Annotated in this window: 19 protein-coding genes; 9 read left to right on the top strand and 10 right to left on the bottom strand. The window is 38.6% G+C overall.

Annotated features, from left to right (window positions below; translation table 11 throughout):
• Window positions 1–83: 83 nt before the first annotated feature.
• Together EO766_RS11540 and carB are read right to left on the bottom strand one after the other, a co-directional pair.
• Entirely contained in the window at window positions 84–3,494 is a 3,411-nt protein-coding gene (locus EO766_RS11540) for a trifunctional glycoside hydrolase family 18/polysaccharide deacetylase/glycosyltransferase family 2 protein (RefSeq protein WP_218331735.1), read from the bottom strand.
• Between the two features lie 122 nt (window positions 3,495–3,616).
• Window positions 3,617–5,263, bottom strand: a complete 1,647-nt coding sequence (carB, locus tag EO766_RS11535) for a carbamoyl-phosphate synthase large subunit (RefSeq protein ID WP_167517043.1) — start codon at window positions 5,261–5,263, stop codon at window positions 3,617–3,619.
• Between the two features lie 201 nt (window positions 5,264–5,464).
• Here carB and bcp point away from each other — a divergent pair, with 201 nt between their 5' ends.
• The 3 genes from bcp (at window position 5,465) to EO766_RS11520 (ending at window position 7,249) form a co-directional block, all read left to right on the top strand.
• A complete protein-coding gene (gene bcp / locus EO766_RS11530; protein WP_218331737.1) occupies window positions 5,465–5,932 on the top strand; it encodes a thioredoxin-dependent thiol peroxidase in 468 nt (155 codons plus the stop codon).
• Window positions 5,933–6,016: 84 nt separating this feature from the next.
• Window positions 6,017–6,271: a SemiSWEET transporter gene (locus EO766_RS11525; RefSeq protein ID WP_068245931.1), complete on the top strand. Its 255-nt coding sequence runs from the start codon at window positions 6,017–6,019 to the stop codon at window positions 6,269–6,271.
• A gap of 273 nt (window positions 6,272–6,544) precedes the next feature.
• Entirely contained in the window at window positions 6,545–7,249 is a 705-nt protein-coding gene (locus EO766_RS11520) for a GDSL-type esterase/lipase family protein (RefSeq protein WP_228733245.1), read from the top strand.
• A gap of 93 nt (window positions 7,250–7,342) precedes the next feature.
• Here the strand turns inward: EO766_RS11520 and EO766_RS11515 are convergent, their stop codons facing one another.
• The 4 genes from EO766_RS11515 to EO766_RS11500 form a co-directional block, all read right to left on the bottom strand.
• Window positions 7,343–9,967: an MGH1-like glycoside hydrolase domain-containing protein gene (locus EO766_RS11515; protein WP_287101038.1), complete on the bottom strand. Its 2,625-nt coding sequence runs from the start codon at window positions 9,965–9,967 to the stop codon at window positions 7,343–7,345.
• Between the two features lie 28 nt (window positions 9,968–9,995).
• Complete coding sequence (locus EO766_RS11510; RefSeq protein ID WP_218331742.1) at window positions 9,996–10,805, bottom strand: glucose 1-dehydrogenase; 810 nt, start codon at window positions 10,803–10,805, stop codon at window positions 9,996–9,998.
• A 283-nt stretch (window positions 10,806–11,088) separates the two neighbouring features.
• The gene (gene murA, locus EO766_RS11505) at window positions 11,089–12,396 is read right to left on the bottom strand and encodes a UDP-N-acetylglucosamine 1-carboxyvinyltransferase (RefSeq protein ID WP_074421164.1); all 1,308 of its coding nucleotides are present in this window, start codon (window positions 12,394–12,396) and stop codon (window positions 11,089–11,091) included.
• A gap of 107 nt (window positions 12,397–12,503) precedes the next feature.
• On the bottom strand, window positions 12,504–13,253 hold the full coding sequence (locus EO766_RS11500; protein WP_074421171.1) for a DUF4290 domain-containing protein: 750 nt from the start codon (window positions 13,251–13,253) through the stop codon (window positions 12,504–12,506).
• Between the two features lie 138 nt (window positions 13,254–13,391).
• Between EO766_RS11500 and pheS the strand changes: the two genes are divergently transcribed.
• Window positions 13,392–14,420 (top strand): phenylalanine--tRNA ligase subunit alpha, encoded by a 1,029-nt coding sequence (pheS, locus tag EO766_RS11495; RefSeq protein WP_074421163.1) that lies wholly within the window; start codon window positions 13,392–13,394, stop codon window positions 14,418–14,420.
• A 72-nt stretch (window positions 14,421–14,492) separates the two neighbouring features.
• Window positions 14,493–15,239, top strand: coding sequence for a DNA repair protein RecO (gene recO, locus EO766_RS11490; protein WP_074421162.1), 747 nt, complete (start codon window positions 14,493–14,495; stop codon window positions 15,237–15,239).
• A gap of 12 nt (window positions 15,240–15,251) precedes the next feature.
• On the opposite strand, the gene EO766_RS11485 is transcribed toward recO, so the two are convergent.
• The gene (locus tag EO766_RS11485) at window positions 15,252–16,424 is read right to left on the bottom strand and encodes an amidohydrolase family protein (protein WP_074421161.1); all 1,173 of its coding nucleotides are present in this window, start codon (window positions 16,422–16,424) and stop codon (window positions 15,252–15,254) included.
• A gap of 246 nt (window positions 16,425–16,670) precedes the next feature.
• Here EO766_RS11485 and EO766_RS11480 point away from each other — a divergent pair, with 246 nt between their 5' ends.
• The 4 genes from EO766_RS11480 (at window position 16,671) to EO766_RS11465 (ending at window position 22,047) form a co-directional block, all read left to right on the top strand.
• Window positions 16,671–18,899, top strand: coding sequence for a transferrin receptor-like dimerization domain-containing protein (locus EO766_RS11480; RefSeq protein WP_287101037.1), 2,229 nt, complete (start codon window positions 16,671–16,673; stop codon window positions 18,897–18,899).
• A 445-nt stretch (window positions 18,900–19,344) separates the two neighbouring features.
• Complete coding sequence (locus EO766_RS11475; protein ID WP_287101036.1) at window positions 19,345–20,829, top strand: hypothetical protein; 1,485 nt, start codon at window positions 19,345–19,347, stop codon at window positions 20,827–20,829.
• 18 nt (window positions 20,830–20,847) lie between these two features.
• Window positions 20,848–21,525 (top strand): hypothetical protein, encoded by a 678-nt coding sequence (locus tag EO766_RS11470; protein WP_074421169.1) that lies wholly within the window; start codon window positions 20,848–20,850, stop codon window positions 21,523–21,525.
• A 204-nt stretch (window positions 21,526–21,729) separates the two neighbouring features.
• Window positions 21,730–22,047 carry a hypothetical protein gene (locus EO766_RS11465; RefSeq protein WP_143439649.1) on the top strand — a complete coding sequence of 106 codons (318 nt, stop codon included), beginning with the start codon at window positions 21,730–21,732 and terminating at the stop codon, window positions 22,045–22,047.
• 64 nt (window positions 22,048–22,111) lie between these two features.
• Here the strand turns inward: EO766_RS11465 and EO766_RS11460 are convergent, their stop codons facing one another.
• The 3 genes from EO766_RS11460 to EO766_RS11450 are packed head-to-tail and all read right to left on the bottom strand — an operon-like array spanning window position 22,112 to window position 25,912.
• On the bottom strand, window positions 22,112–22,315 hold the full coding sequence (locus EO766_RS11460) for a YgaP family membrane protein (RefSeq protein WP_074421167.1): 204 nt from the start codon (window positions 22,313–22,315) through the stop codon (window positions 22,112–22,114).
• Between the two features lie 21 nt (window positions 22,316–22,336).
• Entirely contained in the window at window positions 22,337–22,645 is a 309-nt protein-coding gene (locus EO766_RS11455) for a hypothetical protein (RefSeq protein WP_074421166.1), read from the bottom strand.
• 21 nt (window positions 22,646–22,666) lie between these two features.
• Complete coding sequence (locus EO766_RS11450) at window positions 22,667–25,912, bottom strand: efflux RND transporter permease subunit (protein ID WP_287101035.1); 3,246 nt, start codon at window positions 25,910–25,912, stop codon at window positions 22,667–22,669.
• Window positions 25,913–25,974 lie beyond the last annotated feature (62 nt).

The following is a 25,974-nucleotide window of genomic DNA, read 5'->3' as shown; positions in this document are numbered from 1 at the left end:
TTTAAAGTGGTTTGCAAGGTAAGGCAAATATGGCAAGGTGTAAAATGAAAAAATTAAGGATAATTCCGGCATGCAAATATTATTTAAGTAGCATCAGCTAAAGAAATATCTTTTACATTGCCTGTTCTTTTCAATACACCCCAATGCTGTAATTCGCCCTTTAATGCCCGCCTGAATGAACGAAATAAAATGATGAGCATTAACCAACGATAAATAAGGCGTTGCGGAATAATCCAAAATAACTTTAACATATTTCCCTTTTCAAAAGCAAAAGCAAGCACTGCAATTAGTGCATCTACCACCAAAAAAATCAGGTAATACACAGCAATTTTGCTTCTGTTTTCTGTAAACAGGCCCAGCAACATAAACAAATCGCCCAGCGGTGAAAACAGGGGTATAATGTATTTAAATATCAGAATATCGGGTAATGCTATCCAGCCCAAACCTTTGTACCGGTTATTGAACAAGGCATCTTTGTGCTTCCAGAAAGTTTGCATCACACCGAATGTCCAACGGAAACGTTGTTTAAAAAACTCTTTCAATGTTTCGGGTGCTTCGGTTAAAGCAATGGCTTGGGCTTCATTGTCAATTACATAACCTGCTTTTAAAATACGGATGGTTAAATCGCAATCTTCAGCAAGGGTATCAGTTGTAAATCCACCTGCTTCATCAATGGCTTTTTTTCTGAATGCTCCGATGGCACCCGGCACAACGGTAATTGCGTTTGCGTAGGCAAAACCACGCCTGTCAAAATTCTGGCTGGTAATGTATTCAATGCTTTGCCATTTGGTTAACAAATTAATTGTGTTGCCCACTTTTACAGAACCGGCTACAGCGCCAACAGCAGGATTGGTAAAATGTTGCATTAATTTTTCAACTGCATCGGGCAACAATTTGGTATCTGCATCAATACAAACCACATACCTGGCATCAGATTGCGCTATGCCAAAATTCAGTGCAGAAGCTTTGCCGCCATTGGGCTTGGTAAATATTTTTACTTTTTTGTTTTGTTGAAAAGCAGCCACTACTTTTTCATAGGTGGCATCTTTACTGCCATCATCTACAAAAACAATATCAAAATCAGGATAAGTACATTTTAATAAATTTTGCAGCGAACTAACTGCATTTACTTCTTCATTATAAGCCGGTACAATAATAGATACTTTAGGGAAACTTGTAAATGTGCCCAGTGGTATTTTTTCTTTTCGCCTTTCAAGTATGGTAAGTATGGCCAAAGACAGTAAACGAATAGCACCCAGCACCATAAAGGTGAGGAATAACACGTACAATATCTGCCCAACTATAAAACCTGTTTCGGCCAGGAAATAATTGAATTGTATTAACCGATAGCCGCTTCCTTTGGGTACACGGGGCATTAAATCGGCATGTGTTTTATGCAATAAATCGGCAATGGTAGTAAAGGTATATCCCTTACTTTGAAAGTAGCGGATAATCATACCCGTTGCTTTTACGGTAGCCCTTCTATCGCCACCGGCATCATGCAATAATATGATGTTAGAACTGTCGCCATTGGCCAAGTGCTGATTGTAAATAGAAACCACTCTGTTAAAAATGGTATCGGCATTAAAATGGGGTATTTCGCCCTGTTCCCAGTCTTCCGGATCTACACTTTCCCCGACGGTAATATAGTTTCTAGTTCGGCTTAAAGCCACCGGTACCATTTCTTCATATTTTTCCGGATCGCTGTCGGCATTATAAGGTGCCCGAAACAAAATAGTACTATGCCCCGTAATACACTCTAACAAAAGCCGGGTAGCATCCATTTCAAGATAAGCTCTTTTTTTGCTTACCTCGGCCATATTGGGATGGGTGAAAGTATGGTTACCAATTTCGTGGCCTTCTCTGAATACTCTTTTTACCAATGGAATATTATTTTCAGCATTGATGCCAATCATAAAGAATGCAGCAGGTATATGGTAATAAGCCAGTGTATCTAAAATTTCAGGTGTATATTTTGCATCGGGACCATCATCATACGTTAATACCAATTTTTTATCAGATGACTGTCCGTATTTTTTTACTACATAAGTTGAAGGGAGTTTGTCATACTGTTCTTCGCTGATGAGCATTGCCGAAGAATCAATTTCGGGTGTAATATGCCCATCCGTTGGTGTGGAAAGCATATCCAATATTTCGCCCTGCCCAATAAAATCCGGCGTAGCCATTGAGGGAACATCTGTCAATGCTTTAAAATCGAAATTATGCAGCGCAGCCTTATTCATGGGCTTATTATAAAATTCCCAAACCCGGCTGTCTTCACTACCAAGACGCCAGAGCGCAGTTCCGGCCAGTCCATATTCCGTAGCAAAACGAAGGGAATTAAAATTGGTAGCTGCATCTGTAAAATACACTTCATGAATTACATTTTTATCATCATAATAACTGTAATTCAAATTATAGGTATCGTTGTTGTAATCAATGGTAGCATCACTTTCTCTTGCAGTGGCCAACGCTTCCTGATAGGTAACGGGGATGGTTTTGCCTTTTTTAGTCCAGTCGTAACCAAATGCAGCAAGGTTTAAAACTATTTTAGAAGGATCTACTTTTTTTGCCAAATCATCTACCGCAGATTCTATCCATTTTTGAGAACAGATAGGACCGGGTTTCGTACCATCATTAAACTCATCATAGGCCATTAAAAAAATATAATCATTGTACTTAGCTAATTGAGCATAATCATAATCTTCATTAAAAGGCGAAACATTTTGCGTAACCAGCAGGTTTAAATCGTGCAGGGTGGTATATAATTTTTTTTCAAAATTGGTTAATACATCATTGTTTTTTTCATTCAAATCTTCAAAATCCACATTAATACCAGCTAAATTATTTTTTACCAGAAAGCGTGCTACATCCTGAACCAGCCTGTCTGATTTAGTAGGGTCATTTAAAATCCTGTGCAGTGCCTTACCGGTAAATACCCCATTGTAATTGTTGGAAAGCATGGGCATTACCTTAACACCGGAGGTTTTGATTAATTCCAGCACCCGGGGCTCCATCACAGAAAAAAGGGTATCGGCTTTGGGATCAATGAACAGCCATTCGGGCAATACCAGGTTTAGTTTGGAAATATTTTTTTTAAGCGAAAAATAAGACTGCGCATCCCAGTTTACAAAAAAAGCAGCCCGTATACCCAAACTATCGCTAAAATCGTTGTTTTTAGATAAATTCAATACCGTATCTGCCTGGCCACAGCCCCTGCCCGCTGCCCATTTTACATTGATCATAGAACGAAAACCCCGGTATTTTTTTGCCAGATTACTTTGCCGATAGGCAGGAACATCGCCTGCAAGCACTTTTTTTACTGCCCGGCCTTCCAAAGGAATGGTAGGATTTTGTTTACTAATTACATGAACCGCAATAGAAAATATAAGTCCAAAAATGATTAGAATAAACAACAATAACCTGCCCAGCCATTTAAACCTTTGCCAGCGGGTTGTATTGGTGGTTTGAAAAACTTGTGAAGATGCACTCATAGAAAGGATATAACAACAAACCTGTTATTTAAAGTACGAAGTTCCTACTAAAACAACAAAAAAGGCCACTTCGGCAGAAGTAACCTTGCATATATAGCAAATTTTAAGGAAATATAAACGTATCAGCGTTCAAAAGTAGAATAGAAATAGGGAGTTTTGGCTTCAAATTCTGCGCTGCAGGTATCTACCATTTTATAACTTCTGGTAATGCCCAGTGCTTTTCTTTTTTCATACACTGCTTCATCATGGGTATTGCCCTGTAAAATTTTAGCAATTTGGGCATCACTAAAACCTTCTATTTTCGCTTTCCGTAATAATTCATCCGGCAAAGATTCTAAATTGTAATTACTGAGTTCTTTTTCTATTTTACATATTTCAGCTATCTGGTAAATAAACCAACGGTCAATACCGGTTGCCTGTGCAATGGTTTTAACGGTAACGCCCTGCATTAAAGCATCTTTAATTCTAAAAATTCGATCCCATTTTGGCGTTTTAATATATTCCACTATCTCATCACTCTTCATTAAGCTTTTGCCATAATAGCCCAAACCAACGGCTTCATTTTCTAAACTCTGACAAGCTTTTTGGATGGCTTCATTAAAACTACGACCAATGGCCATTACTTCACCTACACTTTTCATTTGCAAGCCCAAGGTGTCATTGGCGCCTTTAAATTTATCGAAATTCCAACGGGGTATTTTTACAATTACGTAATCTAATGCCGGCTCAAAATAGGCAGAAGTGGTTTGTGTAATTTGATTTTTGAGTTCATCTAATGTATAACCAATGGCTAATTTGGCTGCAATTTTTGCAATAGGATAACCGGTAGCTTTTGAAGCCAAAGCAGAAGATCGGCTCACTCTTGGGTTAATTTCTACCGCAATCAGTTCTTCATTTTGCGGATTAAGGGCGAACTGCACATTACAGCCACCGGCAAAATTACCAAGACTGCGCATCATTAACATAGCCTGATTGCGCATATCCTGAAAAGCAGTATCGCTGAGGGTCATGGCCGGAGCTACTGTGATGGAGTCGCCGGTATGCACCCCCATGGGGTCAACGTTTTCTACTGTACAAATAATCACTACATTATCGTTCTTATCACGTAACAATTCTAATTCATATTCCTTCCAGCCCAATACTGCTTTTTCTACCAAAACTTCGTGTATGGGCGAAGCTTTCAGGCCACGTTCTAAAGCAGCATCTAACTCATCTTTGGAATGTACAAAACTGCCGCCGGTGCCGCCGAGTGTAAATGAAGGGCGGATAACTAAGGGGAAACCAATTTGTTGTGCAAACTCTTTTCCTTCTAAAAAGCTATTGGCTACATGGCTGGGGGCTACTTTAATGCCAATTTTACCCATTAGCTGCCTGAATTTTTCGCGGTCTTCGGCTGTATCAATGGCGGCTACATCTACCCCAATTAACCGTACACCAAATTTTTCCCACACACCCAATTCTTCGGCTTCCTTGCACAAATTCAGTGCAGTTTGTCCGCCCATAGTGGGCAGTACCGCATCAATTTGGTTTTCAGATAAAATTTGCTCAATACTTTCTACCGTAAGTGGCAACAGGTACACTTTATCGGCCATCATAGGATCGGTCATAATTGTAGCGGGATTGCTGTTTATCAGCACTACTCTTATGCCCTCTTCCCTTAAACTTCGGGCAGCTTGTGAGCCAGAATAATCAAATTCGCAGGCCTGACCAATAATGATGGGACCTGAACCAATAATTAAAACAGATTGAATGGTGGTATCTTTTGGCATGGTAAAAACAAATTGCGCAAATGTAAGGGCATTTGGCCAAAGCTGTGATTTAAATTTTATTAGAAATAATATATTTTATTTTTTAATAATACAAAAATGTGCCTGTTGTGGTCTTACGTTTTTACTGCCTACAAAATAATTTGCCTCAACTGCAACAATTCACCCCAAAAATGTATTAATATCACAAACAAATAAACAGGTATGACACAGTTAACCATTGGTAAAAAAGCTCCGGCATTAAAAGGTGTTGACCAAAACGGCAACCCTATTTCGTTGAATGATTTTAAAGGTAAAAAAGTAGTGCTGTATTTTTATCCGAAAGATAATACACCGGGATGCACTGCACAAGCTTGTAATTTACGCGACCATTACACCGAACTGCTTCAAAAAGGCTATGCTGTAATTGGTATAAGTCCCGATGATGCTAAAAGCCACAAAAAATTTGAAGAAAAATTCGACTTACCCTTTCCTTTAATTGCCGATACCGACCATAGCATTGCTGAAAAATACGGTGTTTGGGGATTGAAAAAATTTATGGGAAGGGAATATATGGGCATACAACGCACTACTTTTTTAATTAATGAGTCGGGTAATATTGCAGGCATTATCGATAAGCCCGATACTAAAAACCACACGGCTCAGGTTTTAGAAGCCTGGCAGCAGTTGTAATTTATTCGTATCTGGTTGTATGCAGGTAGCAATTAAACCTTTCACGCCTGTATTTTTTAGTGTATTTTGCTTAAAAATACCGGCATGAATTATATTACTATTATTGGTTTAATAGCTGCTTTTGGCACTACTGCTTCCTTTATACCGCAGGCCATTAAAACCATTCAAACCAAAAATACTTCGGGTATATCGTTGGGTATGTATGCCTTATTTACATTTGGCACATTGTGCTGGCTGATATACGGACTGCTAAGCCACAGCTTACCGGTTACCATTGCCAATGCTATTACGCTTTTATTTTCGGCCATTATTTTGGGTTACAAAATCAAATACAAATAATGCCTATCAAACAGGTTACCTGATTCAATGCCTGTACTTATTTACAGCGTTGTGCAACGCTGTTGAGTTGAGCATGGGTCGAAGCAGGTTCGGATTTGCTACCTGCCCTGACATTGAGCAATATCAAAAAATATACTCTTCCTATTGATGATTTGTGATTACCCGTTTTACTTGCCTACATTTGAAAAAGCAAGCTAAGGAATATGACAGCAGCGAATGGATGTTGATTACTGTAAGGTGCCGGTTATTGTGTTATCATTTAAAAATAAACACATGAAATATACTTTACTCATTTTTTTTGTATTGGTACAAACCTTTGTATTTAGCCAGAAAAACTCCCAAGTACAAGACTGGCCTAACTTACAAAAATATGCGGCGGAAAATGCTTTGCTTTTGCTGCAAGAAGCGCCGGCGGGAAAAGACAGGGTAGTTTTTATGGGCAATTCCATTACCGAGTTTTGGAAAGTAAGAGACAGTGGCTTCTTTGCAACCCATCTTAATTATATTGACCGGGGTATTAGCGGACAAACCACGCCGCAAATGTTATTGCGTTTCCGGCAAGATGTGATTGATCTGCATCCGGCAGCTGTGGTTATTTTAGCCGGTATTAATGATATTGCTGAAAATACCGGACCTATTGCACTCACTACCACCATGGGCAATATTGCCTCTATGGCTGAATTGGCCCGGGTGCACCATATTCAGGTAATATTGTGTTCGGTATTACCCGCTAATCGTTTCCCCTGGCGCCCTTCTATTTATCCTGCCGATAAGGTGATTGCCCTGAATAAAATGATTGAAGCATATGCTACCTCCCATCACCTTACGTATGTTAATTTTTATACCCGAATGGTGGATGCCGATAAAGGATTGGATGCCAGGTACACTTTAGATGGCGTACACCCCACCCTAGCCGGTTACCAAGTAATGGATACATTGGTGGAAAAAGCCATTACCCATACTTTGCAGAAAAATTAACGGTTAAAAACTGCTACTCTTTATTGCCATGCAGTAAAGTTTGTACTCCCATGGTATGCCTCGCCACCATAGTAGTGCGATGCGGATGCCGGCTTATTGATGCAACAATGGCCGTTTGGGTTGTATTAATTTGGCAATCAGTCCCGTCCATCCGGTTTGATGCGATGCGCCCAATCCTTTGCCTACATCACCATGAAAATATTCATGAAACCATAAATAGTTTTTAAAATGGGTATCGTTTTGCAGCAACACATTATCGCCCAAATAAGGCCGGTGGCCATTTTGGTCGGGCAGAAACAATTCTTTTAAACGTTGCGATAATTGATCGGCTACCGCATCGAGCGAAATAAAATTACCACTACCCTTAGGGCATTCTACTTTAAAATCATCGCCATAATAAAAATGAAAGCGTTGCAAACTTTCTATAATTAAAAAATTTAATGGCATCCAAACCGGACCGCGCCAGTTGCTGTTGCCGCCATACAAACCGCTGGTAGATTCTGCAGGTGTGTATTTCACTTCAAAGCGTTTTCCGCTTACATCAAATATATAGGGATGCTGTTCATGATATTTTGAAACCGACCGAATGCCATAAGGACTTAAAAATTCGGTTTCATCGAGCATTTTTTCCAGTATCTTTTTCATTCTATGGCCACGGAGTAAAGAGAGCAGGTGTTTTTCATCGGCACTCTTATCTTGCCAGCGTGAAACCAGTGCAGCTAAATCGGGGCGGTAGTTCAAAAACCATTCTAACCGTTTGGCAAAACCAGGCAGGGCTTCTAAAGTAGCATGATCTAATACTTCCACGGCAAACAATGGAATAATTCCTACCATACTGCGCACTTTCAGTTGAATGTTTTGTCCGTCTGGCAAATGCAGTGCATCGTAAAAAAACTGATCAGTATCATCCCATAAACCATTTTGTTCATCGCCTATATTATCCATTGCTGCGGCAATGTACAGGAAGTGTTCAAAAAATTTGGTAGCCATATCTTCATACACCGGATTGTGCAATGCCAATTCCAAAGAAATACGCAACATACATAAAGAATACATGGCCATCCAGCTGGTACCATCGGCCTGTTCTATATAACCACCGGTAGGTAAAGGAGCACTCCTGTCAAAAATCCCGATATTATCCAGACCCAAAAATCCGCCCTCAAAAATGTTGTTGCCCTGTTTATCTTTTCGGTTTACCCACCAGGTAAAATTGAGCAGCAGTTTATGAAAAACAGTTTCCAAAAAAGCTATATCGCCTTTGCCATTGTTATTGCGCTGGTCAATAGTATATACCCGCCAGGTAGCCCAGACATGTACGGGCGGATTTACATCGCTGAAATTCCATTCATAAGCCGGAAACTGGCCATTCGGTTTCATGTACCATTCTTTGGTAAGCAGTTCTAATTGTTGTTTAGCAAAGCCTGAATCAATTAAAGCAAAAGGGATGGTATGAAAAGCCAAGTCCCAAGAGGCAAACCAAGGGTACTCCCATGTGTCGGGCATAGAAATAATATCAGCATTGTTTAAATGTTTCCAATCTGCATTCCGGCCTTTTAACCGTTCGGCGGGTGGCGGAGGTTCGGCCGGATCGCCATTTAACCATTGCGGAATATCGTAATAATAAAATTGTTTATTCCAAATCATTCCGGCAAGGGCCTGACGTTGTATTAATTTTTCTTCATCGTTTGTAATGGCTTGTTGCAATTCATTGTAAAAATCATTGGCTTCCTGAACCCGCTGTTTAAAAACAGCATCAAAATCCTGGAATGGCCGATTGCTTTGGTGGGCTTCCAACCGCAATTTTATGGTATAACTTTCCCCTGCTTTGATGTTGGTATTGTAATGCACTGCAGCCTTGGTTCCGGAGCCATTAATGTTTACTGCTTTTTCATTCCCTTCCACAATATAGCGGTGAATACCGTCTTTGGTAAAATGCTGTGTATTGGGCACACCATACAGCCTTTCAACATTGGTTTCGTTATCACAGAAAAGAATATCTGTTTTTTGTTCAATGTGCAGTTTATAGTTAGGAAGTTGATGATGGTCAATAATAATTTCTTCATTATTCGATGAAATGAGTTGCGGTTTATACGTATCATAGCCCCAGCACCAGGTATTTCTAAACCAGATGGTGGGCAATATATGTAGTCGGGCATCTTCTGTATTACGATTGTGCACTGTAATTTGAATTAAAATATCATCTACATTGGCTTTGGCATATTCCGCAAAAACATCGAAGTAGGCATTGTTATTAAATAATCCGGTATCTATTAACTCAAACTCCGGGTCATTCCGGGTTCTTTGTTTGTTTTCGTTAATGATTTGTTCATAAGGGAATGCAGCCTGTGGATACTTGTACAGCATTTTTAAATAGCTGTGTGTAGGCGTAGCATCTAAAAAATAATATAACTCTTTTACATCTTCACCATGATTACCTTCCTGATTGGTTAACCCAAACAAACGCTCTTTCAATATAGAATCTTTTGTATTCCACAAGCCAATTGAAAAACAAAATAATTGTTGCGCGTCAGAAATACCTGCAATACCTTCTTCGCCCCAGCGATACGCTTTACTGCGTGCCATATCGTGCGAAATATAATTCCAGGCATCGCCATTGGGGCTATAATCTTCACGAACGGTACCCCATTGCCGGTTTGAAAGATAAGGTCCCCAATGTTTCCATTTTTTATCTTTCAGTCGTTCCTGTTCAACACTCATATTTTTATTTTTTAATAAGATTAAAAAATTATCCATTGGTAGAAAAGCCTGGGTATAAGGTCATACCGCCATCAACAAACAAAGAGGTGCCGGTAACATAATCACTGTCATCGCTGGCTAACCATACTGCTGCTTTAGCAATATCATCGGGCTCCCCAATGCGCTGGTAAGGAATTAGGGTTAACAGTTTTTGTAAAGCTTCAGGCGTATCCCATGCCGCTTTATTAATAGGCGTTTGAATAGCACCCGGACAAATACTGTTGATGCGAATTTTTTTAGGTGCAAACTCTTGTGCAATGCTTTTCATTAACATCATAATACCACCTTTGCTGGTAGCATAATTGGCGTGGCCGGCCCAGGGTATTACTTCGTGTACGCTGCTCATACAAATAATTTTTCCTGCTGCTGCACTTTTTGAAGTATCAATACCACGGCGTAAGAATTCGCGAATGGCTTCACGGGCACATAAAAACTGTCCGGTTAAATTAATACCCAACACTAAATTCCATTGGTCTAATGACATCTCTTCAAACGGAGCATCTTTTTGTATTCCGGCATTATTCACTAAAACATCAACGGTACCCAACTGACGAACAACTGTTGCAAACATTTGTTGTACCTCATCCTCTTTACTCACATCGCAACAATATACCATCCCCTTACCACCCTGATCGGTTATTGATTTTAACACCGCTTCAGCAGCGGGTTGTAATGCAGGAAAAGGATAGTTAATTACAACCGTTGCACCAGCGCCGGCTAATGCAGCAGCTACGCCGGCACCTATGCCGCTATTAGCTCCTGTAATAATAGCTACCTGATTTTGTAGTTTTTGCTCCATACCCATTAAATTTTAGTGAAATAATAAAACGCAATGTGAAGATTAATACACATTACAATTATGTAGTGTAAGGTATAAAAATTTAGTAAGGCAAAGAAAAATAAATGAAAAAATAAATTAAAGTTAACAATGCGTTATTAAATAACCGAAGACACGAATTGAGAGAATGACCTTCTTAAAAACAGGCCTATATTCGCTTACAGCAAGTAATATATTATATGAATAGAACTTGTAGTGCAGATGTTGATGAGACTATACCTCTTACTATCTTATAAAAGCAGCATTAATCAATTCGTTTAATTTGTGCACCAATATTGCGTAAGCGTTCATCAATGTTTTGATAGCCTCGGTCAATTTGTTCAATATTTTGAATAATACTGGTACCTTCAGCACTCAAAGCAGCAATGAGCAAAGCCTGACCGGCTCTGATATCGGGGCTGCTCATGGTAATTCCTTTTAATTTATTTTTGCGTGCCAGGCCGATTACGGTTGCACGATGCGGATCGCATAAAATAATTTGCGCACCCATATCAATTAATTTATCTACAAAAAACAAACGGCTTTCAAACATTTTTTGGTGCACCAATACACTACCCCTTGCCTGAATGGCCACTACCAGCACAATGCTGAGTAAATCGGGTGTAAAGCCGGGCCAGGGATGGTCATAGATGGTGAGAATACCCCCATCTAAATAGGTTTGAATTTCATATACATCTTGTTCAGGTATCATAATATCATCGCCTTTTATTTCCAGATGGATACCCAATTGCTGAAATTTTTCAGGTATAACGCCCAGGTGTTGTACACCGGCACCTTTTATGGTAAGATTACTTTGCGTCATAGCTGCCAAACCAATAAAACTGCCAACTTCAATCATATCGGGCAGCAGGGTATGGTCAGTTCCGCTTAAGGCATCTACCCCCTCAATTTGTAATAAATTACTACCAATGCCTGTAATGCGGGCACCCATTCTATTCAGCATTTTACACAGTTGTTGAATATAGGGTTCGCAGGCTGCATTGTATATGGAGGTATTGCCTTCGGCCAATACAGCAGCCATAACAATATTGGCCGTTCCGGTAACAGAAGGTTCATCCAATAACATAAATGCCCCTTTTAATTGTGGAGCCGACATTTCAAAGCAACCTAATTTTTCCTGATATACATAACTGGCTCCTAATTTTTCAAATCCAATAATATGGGTATCTAATCTTCTTCGGCCAATTTTATCGCCGCCCGGTTTGGGCAAATAGGCTTTTTTATAACGCCCAAGCATAGCGCCGGCCAACATAACACTGCCTCTTAACTTACTGCCTTTATTTCTAAATGCTTCAGATGAAAGATAATCGGTATTTACATTTGATGCTGTAAAGCTACAGCTATGCCTACCCAAGCGCTGTACCGTTACACCCATATCGGCCAGCAAATCAATTAAAATATTTACATCAATAATATCGGGAATATTATGAATGGTAACTGTTTCCGGCGTAAGCAAAACGGCAGCTAAAATTTGAAGCGCTTCATTTTTAGCGCCTTGCGGTACAATTTCGCCGCGTAATTTTTTACCCCCTATCACTTCAAATGCGTGCATAAACAATTGTTTTAAAATAATGGCTCAAAAATAAAGAGAGCTATCGTAGACAGCTCCCCTTGCATGAAATATTTTTAATAGCCGGCATGATAGGGTATCAATATCTATCAATATCTTTTTTTGAAGTTATTGGTTCGGGTATCGCGTTGTCCGGCATTGCGGTTATCGCGTTGGTTATTATTGCGATTACCGGATGTACCGCCATTTCTGTTACCGTTATTATTATTGCGCTGGTTATTATTAATTCGATTACTGAAATTTTGCTGCCTGCGGCCATTGTTACCTGAACGGGCATACTCATCGCGTTCAAAATTCTGGTTGCGGTGTTTAATATAGGGTGTATTGCTAAACTCTAATGCACCACCGGTAATACTATCCAACTCACTTCTAATAGCATCATCATGCACCAACTCTTTATGCCAGTTGCTATAGGCCAGTTTCATGTAATAGGCAATGGCATTGGCAAATCCGGCTTTCTTTTCCGGATTTTCTTCCTTCAATGCTTTATCAATTACCACTTCTAAATTCCTGCCTAAATGTGAATATTTGGGTTTGTGTTTGGGATAAGGCAGCGGATCGGACTTTGCTTTATACGTTTCTTTCTGCGGAATGGGGTATGGACTATCAACATCCAATTTAAAATCGCTGATAAAGAATAAATGATCCCAAAGCATGTGCCTGAAATCTTCTACATTCCGCAAATGCGGGTTTAAAAAACCCATCAATTCTATTACAGCCTTAGCCTGTTCATTTCTTTTTTGGCGGTCTTCTATGGTCATTACATACTCAACCATTTTGTGAATATGCCTGCCATATTCCCGCATACTTAATAAGCTTCTTGCGGTGTTGTATTCCATATTATCTACATTCATCAAAGGCAAATGTAGGTATTTAAGTACTTGATTGCTATTTTTTGAAAATATCGCCCTGTTTCAGTTGTAAAATTCATAAAAATGCCTCTGTAGCAGATGCTTTCATTTCTTTATCTTCGCCAAATGGAACAGTTAGCAACACAGTTAGAAAATTACAAGAAAGAAGTACTGGCTTTTACCCCGCAAAATGTAGATGAGGTAGAAAGTTTTCGAATAAAATATCTGGGTACCAAAGGTTTGGTAAAAAGTTTAATGGCTGAAATGAAACAGGTACCCGCCGAACAAAAGCGGGCTGCGGGCCAACTATTGAACGAGTTTAAACTGCTGGTAGAAGAAAGATTTCAATCTTTTGCCGCACTCAATCATACATCAACAGCTGCAACAGTTGATACCGACTGGAGCTTACCGGGTGATCCCATTCCCGCAGGTACATTGCACCCATTAAGCATTGTGCGACATCAAATTGTTACTATTTTTCAGAGATTAGGCTTTGCGGTAGCAGAAGGGCCTGAAATTGAAGACGATTGGCACAACTTTGGCGCCATGAATTTGCCTGAAGATCATCCGGCACGCGACATGCAAGATACCTTTTACATTAACCAAAACCCCGCATGGCTGTTAAGAACCCATACCAGCAGTGTACAGGCTAGGGTAATGGAACAACAAAAGCCACCTATAAGGGTAATTTGTCCGGGCCGCGTTTACCGAAATGAAACCATTAGCGCCAGAGCACATTGCTTTTTTCATCAGGTAGAAGGTTTGTATGTAGATGAAAATGTAAGCTTTGCCGATTTAAAACAAACCCTCTATTTTTTTGTACAGGAAATGTTTGGAAAAGATACCAAAGTGCGTTTCAGGCCATCTTATTTTCCTTTTACCGAACCCAGTGCAGAAATGGATATCAGTTGCCTGATATGCGCTGGCAAAGGCTGCACCGTTTGTAAACATACCGGCTGGGTAGAAATTTTAGGAAGTGGCATGGTTCACCCCAAAGTATTGGAGAATTTTAATATTGACTCCAACAAATACACCGGCTTTGCATTTGGCATGGGCATAGAACGCATTTGCCAGTTAAAATACCGTGTAAATGATTTACGCCTGTATTCACAAAACGATGTTCGATTTTTACAACAATTTACCGCTGCTTTATAAATTTAAAGCAACCTAAATTGTGGTGGCTACTGTTATATTTGAAGCCTATTTACAACTATTAGCTTCCACATCATGGTATTTACAACCAATGGTATTGTATTAAGAACTACCCGTTATGGCGAAACCAGTATTATTACCCAAATATATACTGAGTTATTTGGCATACAGAGCTATATTGTAAAAGGTGTACACCAGTCAACCCGCCGCAAACAGGCGCAGGCTATTTATTTTCAACCCGGTGCTATATTGGCATTAGAAGTATATCACCACCAGCAAAAACAACTGCAGTTTATTAAAGAATTTAGCTGGAGTTATATTTACCATAATGTTTTAAACGATGTAAAGAGGCATACCGTTACCTCATATATTGTAGAATTGCTGCAACACAGCTTACAACAACCCGAAGCACATGTTGAACTGTTTTATTTAACCCGGCAGGCTTTACAATTAACTGATACCGGAAATGATTTGCTGGTAGCCAATCTTCCCATTTATTTTACCCTGCAGGCTGCAGCGATTCTGGGTTTCCAAATTCAAGGGCAATATAATGCTGCAACACCCTGGCTCGATTTACAGGAAGGCTTTTATGTAACCAGGCAACCCAATCATGATTATTTTATGGAAAACGAAACAGCAAAAGCCACCGCTGCTTTATTGCAAATTATGCCCAAACAAATTGAAACTATTGGCGAAGTTGTGTTAAACCAAAGTACCAGAAGAGCCATTTTACAAGCATTGCAGCTTTACCTATCCTTACATATTCCCGAATTCGGGAAGCTGAAAAGTTTAGATATTTTACAGGAAATACTATCTGCTTAATCCAGTGGAATTTTACATAAGCCTTTTTACCTGTGCATTTTTAATGCTATTGCATTGAACATCTATGCCTTTCAATTGCAAAATACCCGGTTTAGTATGTGGCATAAAAGTGCCCAAATTATTTTCCATACCCAATGCCCTGGCGCCATTGTGCGTTGCCCATTCCAGTAAATTAGATAATGGAACTTTTGGAAAATACTGGTTAATAGTTGTTATTTCGTCCAACACACTGAGTGAATGATTACTGGCCAAACTATCTGTACCAATGGTTATAGCTATACCAGCATCAATCATATCACTAACGGGAGGCACTTGCTGTTCAATGTATAAATTGGCATTAATACAAATGGCAGCAAAAAGCTGCTTGTTATATTGCTGTGCCCATTGTTGTATCCACATTAAATCATCCTTCGTTGAAAATGTATTGTGTACCAAAACAACAGCAGAGGCATTGTTGAAATAAGGCGCTACAGTTTGCAAACTGCTTTTTCCCGAAGGAATAAAAAAGCCGTTATCTATTTGCATTTGCCGATACATACGCAAAAATTCGCCGGTACCATTCCTAAATAAAGCATCTTCAGCAGGTGTTTCCTGATTGTGCATGGTAATAACATTGCCTGAAAATTGGGGTGCTATTTTTTGCCATAATACAGTAGAAATAGAGTAAGGCGCATGTGGCACGATGCTTTTAGGCATTGAAAATTGTTGCCATAAATTTTTAGCTTGTTCAAAGCGTTTTGTAGCAATAGCAGGTAGCCATCCGCTGGTTTCAATAAAGTTGTAGTAATGTAAAGCAGATTGTTGTTTTTGTGCAAGGGTATGGTCAGTATTACAAATATCGCCTACTGCAACAATACCATTCCGTAGCATTTCTGCTTCGGCTGCAACAATTGCCTGTTCAATAGCTTCTGGTTCAACAAATCGTTTGGTAATAATTTCCAAAACAAAATTTACCAGGCCGGTATGCATAGGGATAGTACCTTTTAAATGGCTCAACTCTAAGTGGCAATGGGTGTTTACAAATCCGGGACAAAGTACACCTTCTATTTTTTGTATCGCTTCACCTGCATCTGCCTCCGCAACAATAGCTTCAATGGTTCCGTCTGGCAAAGTAATCAATACCTCACCGTTATGTAACCAATCTTTTCCCGTAAATAAAAAATCGGCCTGTAGTTTCTGATACAATGCTGTATATTTTAAACAGCTAAGTTCTGTATTTTCAATGGTTTTCAGCAGCCTGTTTTACATACCGCATTGATGCAAGTAGCGCAATTGATAAGAATTAAAATATAATTTTATTACATCTACCATCATTTTACCCCTTTAAAAATTGCATTAAAAATGATGGATGCCATTTTATTTGCCCAATCTATTCCTTTAAAAAGCCTATATTGCTATAGGTTTTATTTCCCCACTAACAAAACAAGGAACATGAGAAAAACATTACTACTAATGGGCATTGGCCTATTAAGTTTGCAACAAAGCACATGGTCGCAACCTACTGCCATCACTGGCTTTACCGAAAAAACAAGTGCCAAACAAATGGCATTAGAGCAACAATTTGATGCTTTATTAAGTGCACAAAATGTAGGCAACACCATTCAGGAGCTATCAGCCAAACCACACGAAATTGGATCGCCCGGCAGTAAAGCCGTTGCAGAAACTATTTTAGCCAAATACAAATCATGGGGTTGGGATGCACATATTGAAACCTATCAGGTTTTATTTCCCACACCTATTACCAGGGTTTTAGAAATGACTTCACCCACTAAATACACTGCCATTTTAAAAGAACCTGCCTTAAAAGAAGATGCTACCAGCGGGCAGGATGGGCAATTACCCACTTACAATGCCTGGAGTGCCGATGGTGATGTAACCGGACAATTGGTATTTGTAAATTATGGATTACCCAGCGATTATGAAACCCTTGCCAAATTAGGCGTTGATGTAAAAGGGAAAATTGTAATTGCCAAATATGGCAGAAGCTGGCGAGGCATTAAACCAAAAGTAGCTTATGAACATGGTGCTATTGGTTGTATTATTTATTCCGACCCAAAAGATGATGGTTACAGCCGTGGTGATGTTTACCCCAAAGGCCCATTCAAAAATGAATATGGTGTTCAGCGTGGCAGTGTAATGGATATGGTATTATACCCCGGCGACCCCTTAACACCGGGTGTTGGTGCTACTGAAAATGCACAGAGATTAGACCGTAAAGATGCTACCACCATATTAAAAATTCCGGTACTGCCGATCAGTTACCATGATGCACAACCTTTATTAGCCGCTTTAGACGGGCCGATAGCACCTGCAGACTGGACAGGCGGCTTACCCATTACCTACCATGTTGGCCCCGGCAATGCCATTGTACATTTAAAATTGGCATTTGATTGGAAGATTCGGCCGGCTTATGATGTAATTGCGAAAATAAAAGGCAGTACCTTCCCTGATGAATGGGTAATTAGAGGCAACCACCACGATGCATGGGTAAATGGCGCCAATGACCCTATCAGCGGGCAATCTGCATTATTAGAAGAAGCCAAAGCCATTGGCGAATTAGTGAAAAAAGGCTGGCAACCCAAACGTACTTTAGTATACTGCGCATGGGATGGAGAAGAACCCGGTTTATTGGGCAGCACCGAATGGGCCGAAGATCATGGAAAAGAATTGCAACAAAAAGCAGTAGTATACATTAACTCTGATGGTAACGGCAGGGGCTTTCTGAATGCAGAAGGCTCACATGCACTGAATAATTTTATGTACCAAATTAGTGAAACAGTAAAAGATCCTGAAACTGGTGTGAGTATTTTTAAAAGAAGACTGGCCGAGCAGATTGTACACGCTCCTTCTGATGAAAAGAAACAGGCTTTAATGAAAGAACACACATTAGAATTAGGCGCCATGGGCTCAGGCTCTGATTATTCTTCTTTTATTCAGCACTTAGGCGTGCCTTGTTTAGATTTAGGTTTTGGGGGTGAAGATGCAGGCGGCGAATACCACTCTATTTATGATTCATGGGATATGTACCGCCGTTTTAAAGACCCTACATTTGCTTACGGTGTGGCCTTGGCGCAAACTGCAGGAAGAGCTGCTTTACGCATGGCAGAGGCCGATGTATTGCCATTTGATTTTAGAAGTTTACACAAAACTATAGATGGGTACATTAACGAGTTAATGCAAAACATGCAACAAATGCGCATGAGTACGATGGTAGAAAATAAAATAATTGCCACCCATCAGTTTCAATTAGCTGCCGACCCAACTAAAAAAATGGTATTCCCTTCTGAAAAACCCGCAGTACCCTACTTAGATTTTTCGCCTTTACAAAATGCGGTGGTGGCATTAAAAAACAGCAGCGACAGTTTGGCCATTACCTGGGAAAAAGCATTACAAAACAGCAGTATGCAGGAATCGCTCAACAAAGCATTATACCGGGCCGAGCAGCAATTGTTATCGTTAAACGGATTGCCCCGCAGACCCTGGTACAAACACACTTTATATGCACCCGGCTTCTACACAGGTTATGGTGTTAAAACCATGCCCGGTATTCGTGAAGCAATAGAGCAACGCAACTGGCAGGAAGCGCAGGAACAAATTGCTGTTGATGCAGCCGCCATTCAACAATTGGCAGCCTATTTAGCCAAAGCAGCTCAGTTATAATTATCTTATTACCAATTACATTACAACATACAAGGGTTGCCTTTCAACGGCAGCCTTTTTATTTTTATGTCGTATACTCTTATAATAAAGTTTATAAAAACACAAGTTGGCTTGGCGAACAGGTTTCAGACGAATGATGCCATCTACTTTTTTAAGGATAGAAAGAAAGCACAATAATATAATTATTTTTAAGTATTTATACACTACTCATTTACATCAAATTTTACCTTTTTTGGTAATGAAATACCGTAAAATCACGGTATTTTTAAAATATACTTAAATTAATTTGGTATATATTAAATATATTATTTAGTATTGTGGCGTTAAAGATAATTGTTATGTATAGCGATTGCTTTTCCGTATATCAGCCGTGTTTTAAAAGAGCATTACGCAACTGAAACATATAAAATTTCTTACCAAAAAATTAAACATATGAATAAAAAAGTTGATCCTGCTTTCAATTCCATGTATTTTACTGTTTGCTTCCTGCGCAAAAGAACTGAGCGGGGAGATAGATAATAATTATGAGCATTTACAGGTTCCAAAAATTAGAATCGATAAAGATTTTCCAAATGGAATTTTACAATTTACCAACAAAGAAAGTTTTAAAGCTTTTTTTGAAAAAATAGAACAATCTCCGGAATATGTACAACAGGTATTGCCCCATTTTAAAAGTTTTAGAACAGTTGTAAATAATTTTAAAGCTAAATCATCCGAAAATAAACATACTGCATTATTAACACAAAATTCAACTCCCAATTCAATAGTGAGTCAGGAAGAGTATTTGATAGACATGAAAATGGAAGCTCTACCCAATGAAACATTACAAGAAATTGTTAATGAGGACTTAGACGTGATTATTGAAAACCAGTTATACCAATTTACGCGTATTGGACAGTTTCAGGTTAATATGGATGTTATTGATGCCTACCTCGAATTATTCCAGGATAATGTAGATAATCTATTCTACAACCCCAATTTTTTGGCTATGCCAAATGAAACACCACTAGGCAATAATCAATACGAAGTGATAACAGGTGTTATTAGAGATGAAGGTGCAATAGGTGATGATATATTAAACTTAAATAAAATTATTTATTTACAAGAAATAAAAGGTGGTATGCCCGACTTTGGCGGCGGAGGTGCACCGGGTATTAATGGCGTGCCAGATTATTATGTCAATTTCACAAAACCAGATTTTAACAATGATAACTTAGCTATAATATTTAATGATTGGGCTAAGAGAAGATTGAATTTCAAAACTAGAAAAATTGAAATGAAAGCTAAGATACAAAGAGAGAAAAATTTTTTATGGATTACATACTGGGGACCATCTTATGCGGATGAATTAATTACTGGATTTGATAATATGAGTTTAGAAACCGATTATATAATGCCGCACCCAAACTCTTATGCTGTTCCTAGTAAACCAGAAGTAGCAGGTTTTGCAGACTTTAAATTAGGGAATCACTTATTAAGGGCATTACATATAAACATAAGTGTAAGTGCATTACAATATTCACTAACAAATAGTGAAGTTGCAACTTATTTAGATAATGAATTTAATCATCTTGCTGGAAATGTATATACTAATTTATTTAACTTATTTGAGAATAAAATATTAAATCAAATCGATAGATCTTATAGTACAAGATGGGCAGAATACACAAAAGTGATGAATAATCTTGACAATCAGTATAGGTTAAAGTGGCAAATAGGTAAAGGAGAAAAAACACAAGGATATAGCCACGAAAATACATGGATTTTAGATCAAAATATTGGAGTTACTTATAAAGTGAATGGAGGTGTTCCAGGCGGATACCCTGCTCAGTATAATTACAGATACGAAATGAAAGCAGGAAGTTTTTATGCTAGAGCAAGAGTAGGAACTATTTGGCATGGAATAAGAGTAATTATACAGAAGAAATAAACACTTTAAAAAAATAATATGAAAAAAACTTTTTTATTAATCATCTTTCTATTCCCTTTTTGGGGGATTGCACAGGAATTAACATCTGATGATACGAAAAGCACATTACAAATGAAACTAGATGAAAATCAATATAGCATTAGCAAAGACATTTATCGGCTAATTATTTCTACACCATTAAAGGATTTAAGTTATTATGTACCAGACATTATGGTATTAGGAAACTATGAACATGCACTATATAACAATGTTTCTATAGTTGCCAGCGCTGGTATTAGAATGTGCAATAAATCTTTCGGACTATATGTACCAAATCCTGTTAGCAGCTATCATTTTACAGGTAGTGCAGAAATAAGGTATTATTATGCTTTGCAAAAAAGGGAAAAGAAATTAAGACCAACCCAAAATTTTACCGGTGGATATTTATCAATCAGCCAATATTTTTTAACTAATCCATTTACCATAATAAGTAAAGCAGAAAATGTTTCAAATAAAGATGCAGCACCCGGCCAGGCAATTATTTACTTGAATATTGGCTACCAAAAACAATGGAAACAATTTTATTTCAACTGTTTTGCAGCTCCCCTACAATTTTATGTAACTAACAAACCAATTATGAAATATGATGGCTCTTTTCCGGCAGGTATTACAATTGGTTATGTTTTTAAAAACAAACAAAAACGATTCTCGCGATAATCTTACACCCTTTATTATCCTATCATTTTTAAAATAAAACAATGAAACAACTACTCTTTATCATTACCTTACTAACCCTGTTGCATACCTGCTTTTCGCAAGCATCTTTAAAAAAAAAACGATATCTATATAGAAGCAGGCGGTAATGGCCTGTTTATTTCTGCTAATTATGAACGGCAATTATCCAAAAAACCGGGGTTAGGAGTGCGTTTAGGCGTAGGCATGTATTCAGAAAATACATTTTACTTAACGCTGCCAATTGGCATTAATTATTTGTTTCCCACCAAAAACTCAAAAGGATTTATTGATGTAGGTTTAGGTAGCACATTTGCCAGAAAAAATGCAAAACTATTCTGGGAAAAGAAAACAATAGAGGATGACCATTTTGTTAATTTTATTCCCAGCATTGGTTATAGAAGGCACACAACCCAAAATATGATGTGGCGTATTAGTTGCACTCCGGTAATTAATAAATTTGGATTTCTACCCTGGATAGGTTTTTCAGTTGGCAAACGGTTTTAGTAATACAAAAAGGCTAACAGCAACCACACTGTTAGCCTTACCTTACGCCACTGTTCTCTCTAACTCAACAACATTTTCCGTTATTAGAGGGTACACCAAAACCATCTAATATTTTTTCTAATGGGCAAAACCGGGTAAAGGATGATTGCAGCAAATTAACACCTACAAACACACTTAACCATATCCAGTTTATGGAAACAAAATAAATTAATACTACACTTACTAATACCAAACTGCCGGCAACGGCACGTACAATACGTTCTCTCATTTGTTTATTTTTTAAAATTGATTAATAACTACTTGTTTCAACAGGTACAATAAAAGCCCGGATAGGAAATGCACTGGGCGTTTCATTATTAAACTTCTTTACTTCTTGCAGCGCATGTTGAGCTTTATCATCATCCGTAAAACTGAAAAAGAATAAAGCGCTGGTTTGTGCATCGCCACTGGCAAACCAGTTGTTGAGCATATAATTATTATGCTCTGCCTTATGGCCAATGGTATCGGTAACACTAAATACCGGCACTTTGGCTTTTTCGAGGATATGTGTTACAGCCAGCAAATCCTCTTTAATACTTGTGATGACTAACATTTTCATATACCATTGTTTTTAAGGTGATTATTGTGTGATGGTATTTTCGCCATCAGGTTGTTGATTGGGATTAGTAGGTTCAGGATATTTTTTACGCATCATTTTATAATACAATAATGGCACTACCAATAAAGTTAAGAAGGTAGAAGTAATGGTACCACCCATTAAAGATATGGCCAAACCCTGGAAAATAGGATCAAACAAAATAACAATTGCCCCCAATGCCACCGCTCCTGCTGTTAATAAAATAGGCGTGGTTCTAACGGCACCGGCTTCAATAATAGCTTGCTTTAATAGAATACCTTCGCGTAAGCGAATATTGATAAAATCAATTAACAACACCGAATTACGCACCATTACCCCTGCTAAGGCAATAAATCCAATCATAGAAGTGGCGGTAAAGAATGCACCCATCATCCAGTGCCCAATAATAATTCCAATTAAAGATAAAGGTATGGCCGCCAACATAATAATAGGCACTGTAAAGTTTTGAAACCAGCCAACTATTAACATATAAATAATTAAAATAACTACTACAAAGGCAATACCTAAATCGCGGAAAACTTCATAAGTAATTTGCCATTCGCCATCCCACTTTAATGAGAAATGATCTTCTAACTTAGGCGCATGGGTATACTCTTCTTTTAATGTATAACCTGCTGGTAATTGTATGGTATTGAGTTTGTCAGAAATATCACTCATGGCATAAGATGGGCTTTCTAATTTGCCAGCCATATCTGCCGTTACATATACCACCCGTTTTTGGTTTTTGCGATAAATGCTTTTTTCTTTAATGCCACGTGTAATGGTTACCAAATCGCCAACCGGAATGGCATTGCCTTGCTGATTGATCACTTTTAAATTTTTAAGCGCATTGATATCTGATTTATCGGCATCACTTAACTGTAATGAAATATTTACCGGATCATAACTGGAAGGTACATGTAACGTACCCACATTGCTGTTCGATAAAGCTGCATGCATGGTAGCTACCACCTGCGCCGGTGCAATACCATAACGCATGGCTTTTTCTTTATCCACATCAAACTTGTATTCAGTTTGGTCGTGCTCTACCCGCCAGTCTACATCCACCACATCTGGCGTTTTGGTAAATAACTGTTTAATTTGTCGGGCAATGGCAATTTGTTGCCTGTAATCGGGACCATACACTTCAGCTACTAAAGTTGACAATACCGGAGGGCCCGGTGGCACTTCCACAATTTTAACATTGGCATTGTACTTCTTGGCAATTTCCTGAATGCCGGGACGCATGCTTTTAGCTATGGCATGGCTTTGCTCTTTGCGATCTTCTTTTTTTACTAAGTTTATTTGTATATCGGCCATATTATCGCCTCTTCTAAAATCGTAGTGGCGTACCAACCCGTTAAAACTAATAGGCCCGGCTGTTCCAATATATTCCTGATAGTTTTCTACCATGGGCTGATGCGAAACATATTCAGCAATTTCTTTGGTAACAGCAGCAGTTTTTTCCAAAGTACTTCCTTCTGGCATATCAATTACTACCTGAAACTCATTCTTATTATCAAAAGGTAGCATTTTAACGGCAACTGCCTTTGTGTAGAACATCAACATGGATGCAAGTAGAATTACAACAATGCTAATCATGAATGCCCAACGCTTCCATCTGGTTTGCAGCATGGGGTTGATAAATGATTTATAAATTTTGTAAATACCTGTTTTTTCCAGCACTACCGGAGGTTTCTCTTTGCCGTGATGTTCTTTTTCTCTCAAGAATAAATAACCCAGGTAAGGAGTTAGGGTAAGTGCTACAATTAGTGACAACATCATGGCGATTGATGCGCCAATGGGCATGGGACTCATATAAGGACCCATTAATCCAGATACAAATGCCATAGGCAACACCGCAGCAATTACAGTAAATGTGGCCAAAATAGTAGGATTACCTACTTCATTAATGGCATAAATGGCGGCCTGTAAAGGCGGTAGGCGTTTCATTTTAAAATGCCGGTGCATGTTTTCGGCAATAATAATGGAATCATCTACAACAATACCCGTAATAAATACCAGTGCAAATAAGGTAATACGATTCAATGTGTAATGCAGAAAATAATAGGCAAATAAAGTTAATGCAAAAGTTACCGGTACGGATAAGAATACCACTAATCCGCCGCGCCAGCCCATCGCCAGCATTACAAATAAGGTAACTACCACAATGGCTATGAATAAGTGAAACAATAACTCAGATACTTTTTCAGAGGCTGTTTCACCATAATTACGCGTTGTAGTTACATGCACATCGGCCGGAATTAACTGGCTTTTAATATGGTTGATTTTTGAAAGAATTTCCTCAGAAATTTGCATGGCATCAGCTCCTTTCTTTTTAGCAATGGATAAGGTTACAGCAGGATAGGCAGATGCATAACGGGCATCTTTTGACGTATCTGCTTTTCCATAACCAAAATATACATATTGGCTGGGTGTTTCAGGGCCATCTACCACTTTTGCCACCTGGCGCAGAAATACCGGTTGTTGTTGATTGGTGCCGATAATTAAATTAGCCACATCATCTGCATTGGTTAAAAAGTTTCCTGTTTCAACCGCAAAAGCTGTATCACTTTTTAACATAGTACCTGATGCTAATTGTGCATTATTGCCCTGCATTTGTTTGGCGATACTCAAAAAATCAACATGGTACTCGGCCATTTTATCTTTGTTCAAAATTACTTTTACCACACGGCTTCGTCCGCCAATAATATTTACAGCCGATACATCAGGTACTTTTTTAATTTCGTTGGTAAGCACTTCGCCCATTTGGCGCAAAGCATAATCATCGTAATGATTACTCCATAAGGTAAGACCTAATACAGGAACATCATCAATAGCACGTGTTTTCACCAATGGCAGTGTAACGCCCTGTGGCAGCTTATCCATATTCTTCATCAGTTCATTGTACAATTTTACCAATGAACGTTCTACATCTTCCCCTACATAAAACTGTACAATTAACATGGCTCTTCCCTGCATGGTAGTTGAGTATACATATTCAACACCTTTTACATTAGAAATAATTTTTTCTAATGGTGCAGTAACTTTCGATTCTACTTCTTGTGGTTCTGCCCCGGGAAACCCTACCAACACATCGGCCATTGGCACTTCAATTTGTGGTTCTTCTTCCCGCGGAATTAAATAGGTACTGTATGCACCTATCAGTAAAAAAGCAATCATTAACAGAATGGTGAGTTTACTCTGTATGAATGCTTTGGCAATATTTCCCGCAAATCCTTTTTCCATAATAAATTTTCTAATAGTTTATAATGTCAGCAATTATTTTATTAACCGCTTAATGGGTGCAA

Origin of the sequence: Hydrotalea sp. AMD, from assembly GCF_004100315.1 — a bacterium.
GTDB classification, from domain to species: Bacteria; Bacteroidota; Bacteroidia; order Chitinophagales; family Chitinophagaceae; genus Hydrotalea; species Hydrotalea flava.
The sequence above is the reverse complement of the archived record's forward strand: the minus strand, read 5'-3'. Positions and strand labels throughout refer to the sequence as shown.

Coding starts and splice junctions, on each gene's coding strand:
- EO766_RS11540 (WP_218331735.1), bottom strand. CDS start 3,494: ATGAGTGCATCTTCACAAGTTTTTCAAACCACCAATACAACCCGCTGG.
- carB (WP_167517043.1), bottom strand. CDS start 5,263: ATGCCAAAAGATACCACCATTCAATCTGTTTTAATTATTGGTTCAGGT.
- bcp (WP_218331737.1), top strand. CDS start 5,465: ATGACACAGTTAACCATTGGTAAAAAAGCTCCGGCATTAAAAGGTGTT.
- EO766_RS11525 (WP_068245931.1), top strand. CDS start 6,017: ATGAATTATATTACTATTATTGGTTTAATAGCTGCTTTTGGCACTACT.
- EO766_RS11520 (WP_228733245.1), top strand. CDS start 6,545: ATGAAATATACTTTACTCATTTTTTTTGTATTGGTACAAACCTTTGTA.
- EO766_RS11515 (WP_287101038.1), bottom strand. CDS start 9,967: ATGAGTGTTGAACAGGAACGACTGAAAGATAAAAAATGGAAACATTGG.
- EO766_RS11510 (WP_218331742.1), bottom strand. CDS start 10,805: ATGGAGCAAAAACTACAAAATCAGGTAGCTATTATTACAGGAGCTAAT.
- murA (WP_074421164.1), bottom strand. CDS start 12,396: ATGCACGCATTTGAAGTGATAGGGGGTAAAAAATTACGCGGCGAAATT.
- EO766_RS11500 (WP_074421171.1), bottom strand. CDS start 13,253: ATGGAATACAACACCGCAAGAAGCTTATTAAGTATGCGGGAATATGGC.
- pheS (WP_074421163.1), top strand. CDS start 13,392: ATGGAACAGTTAGCAACACAGTTAGAAAATTACAAGAAAGAAGTACTG.
- recO (WP_074421162.1), top strand. CDS start 14,493: ATGGTATTTACAACCAATGGTATTGTATTAAGAACTACCCGTTATGGC.
- EO766_RS11480 (WP_287101037.1), top strand. CDS start 16,671: ATGAGAAAAACATTACTACTAATGGGCATTGGCCTATTAAGTTTGCAA.
- EO766_RS11470 (WP_074421169.1), top strand. CDS start 20,848: ATGAAAAAAACTTTTTTATTAATCATCTTTCTATTCCCTTTTTGGGGG.
- EO766_RS11460 (WP_074421167.1), bottom strand. CDS start 22,315: ATGAGAGAACGTATTGTACGTGCCGTTGCCGGCAGTTTGGTATTAGTA.
- EO766_RS11455 (WP_074421166.1), bottom strand. CDS start 22,645: ATGAAAATGTTAGTCATCACAAGTATTAAAGAGGATTTGCTGGCTGTA.
- EO766_RS11450 (WP_287101035.1), bottom strand. CDS start 25,912: ATGGAAAAAGGATTTGCGGGAAATATTGCCAAAGCATTCATACAGAGT.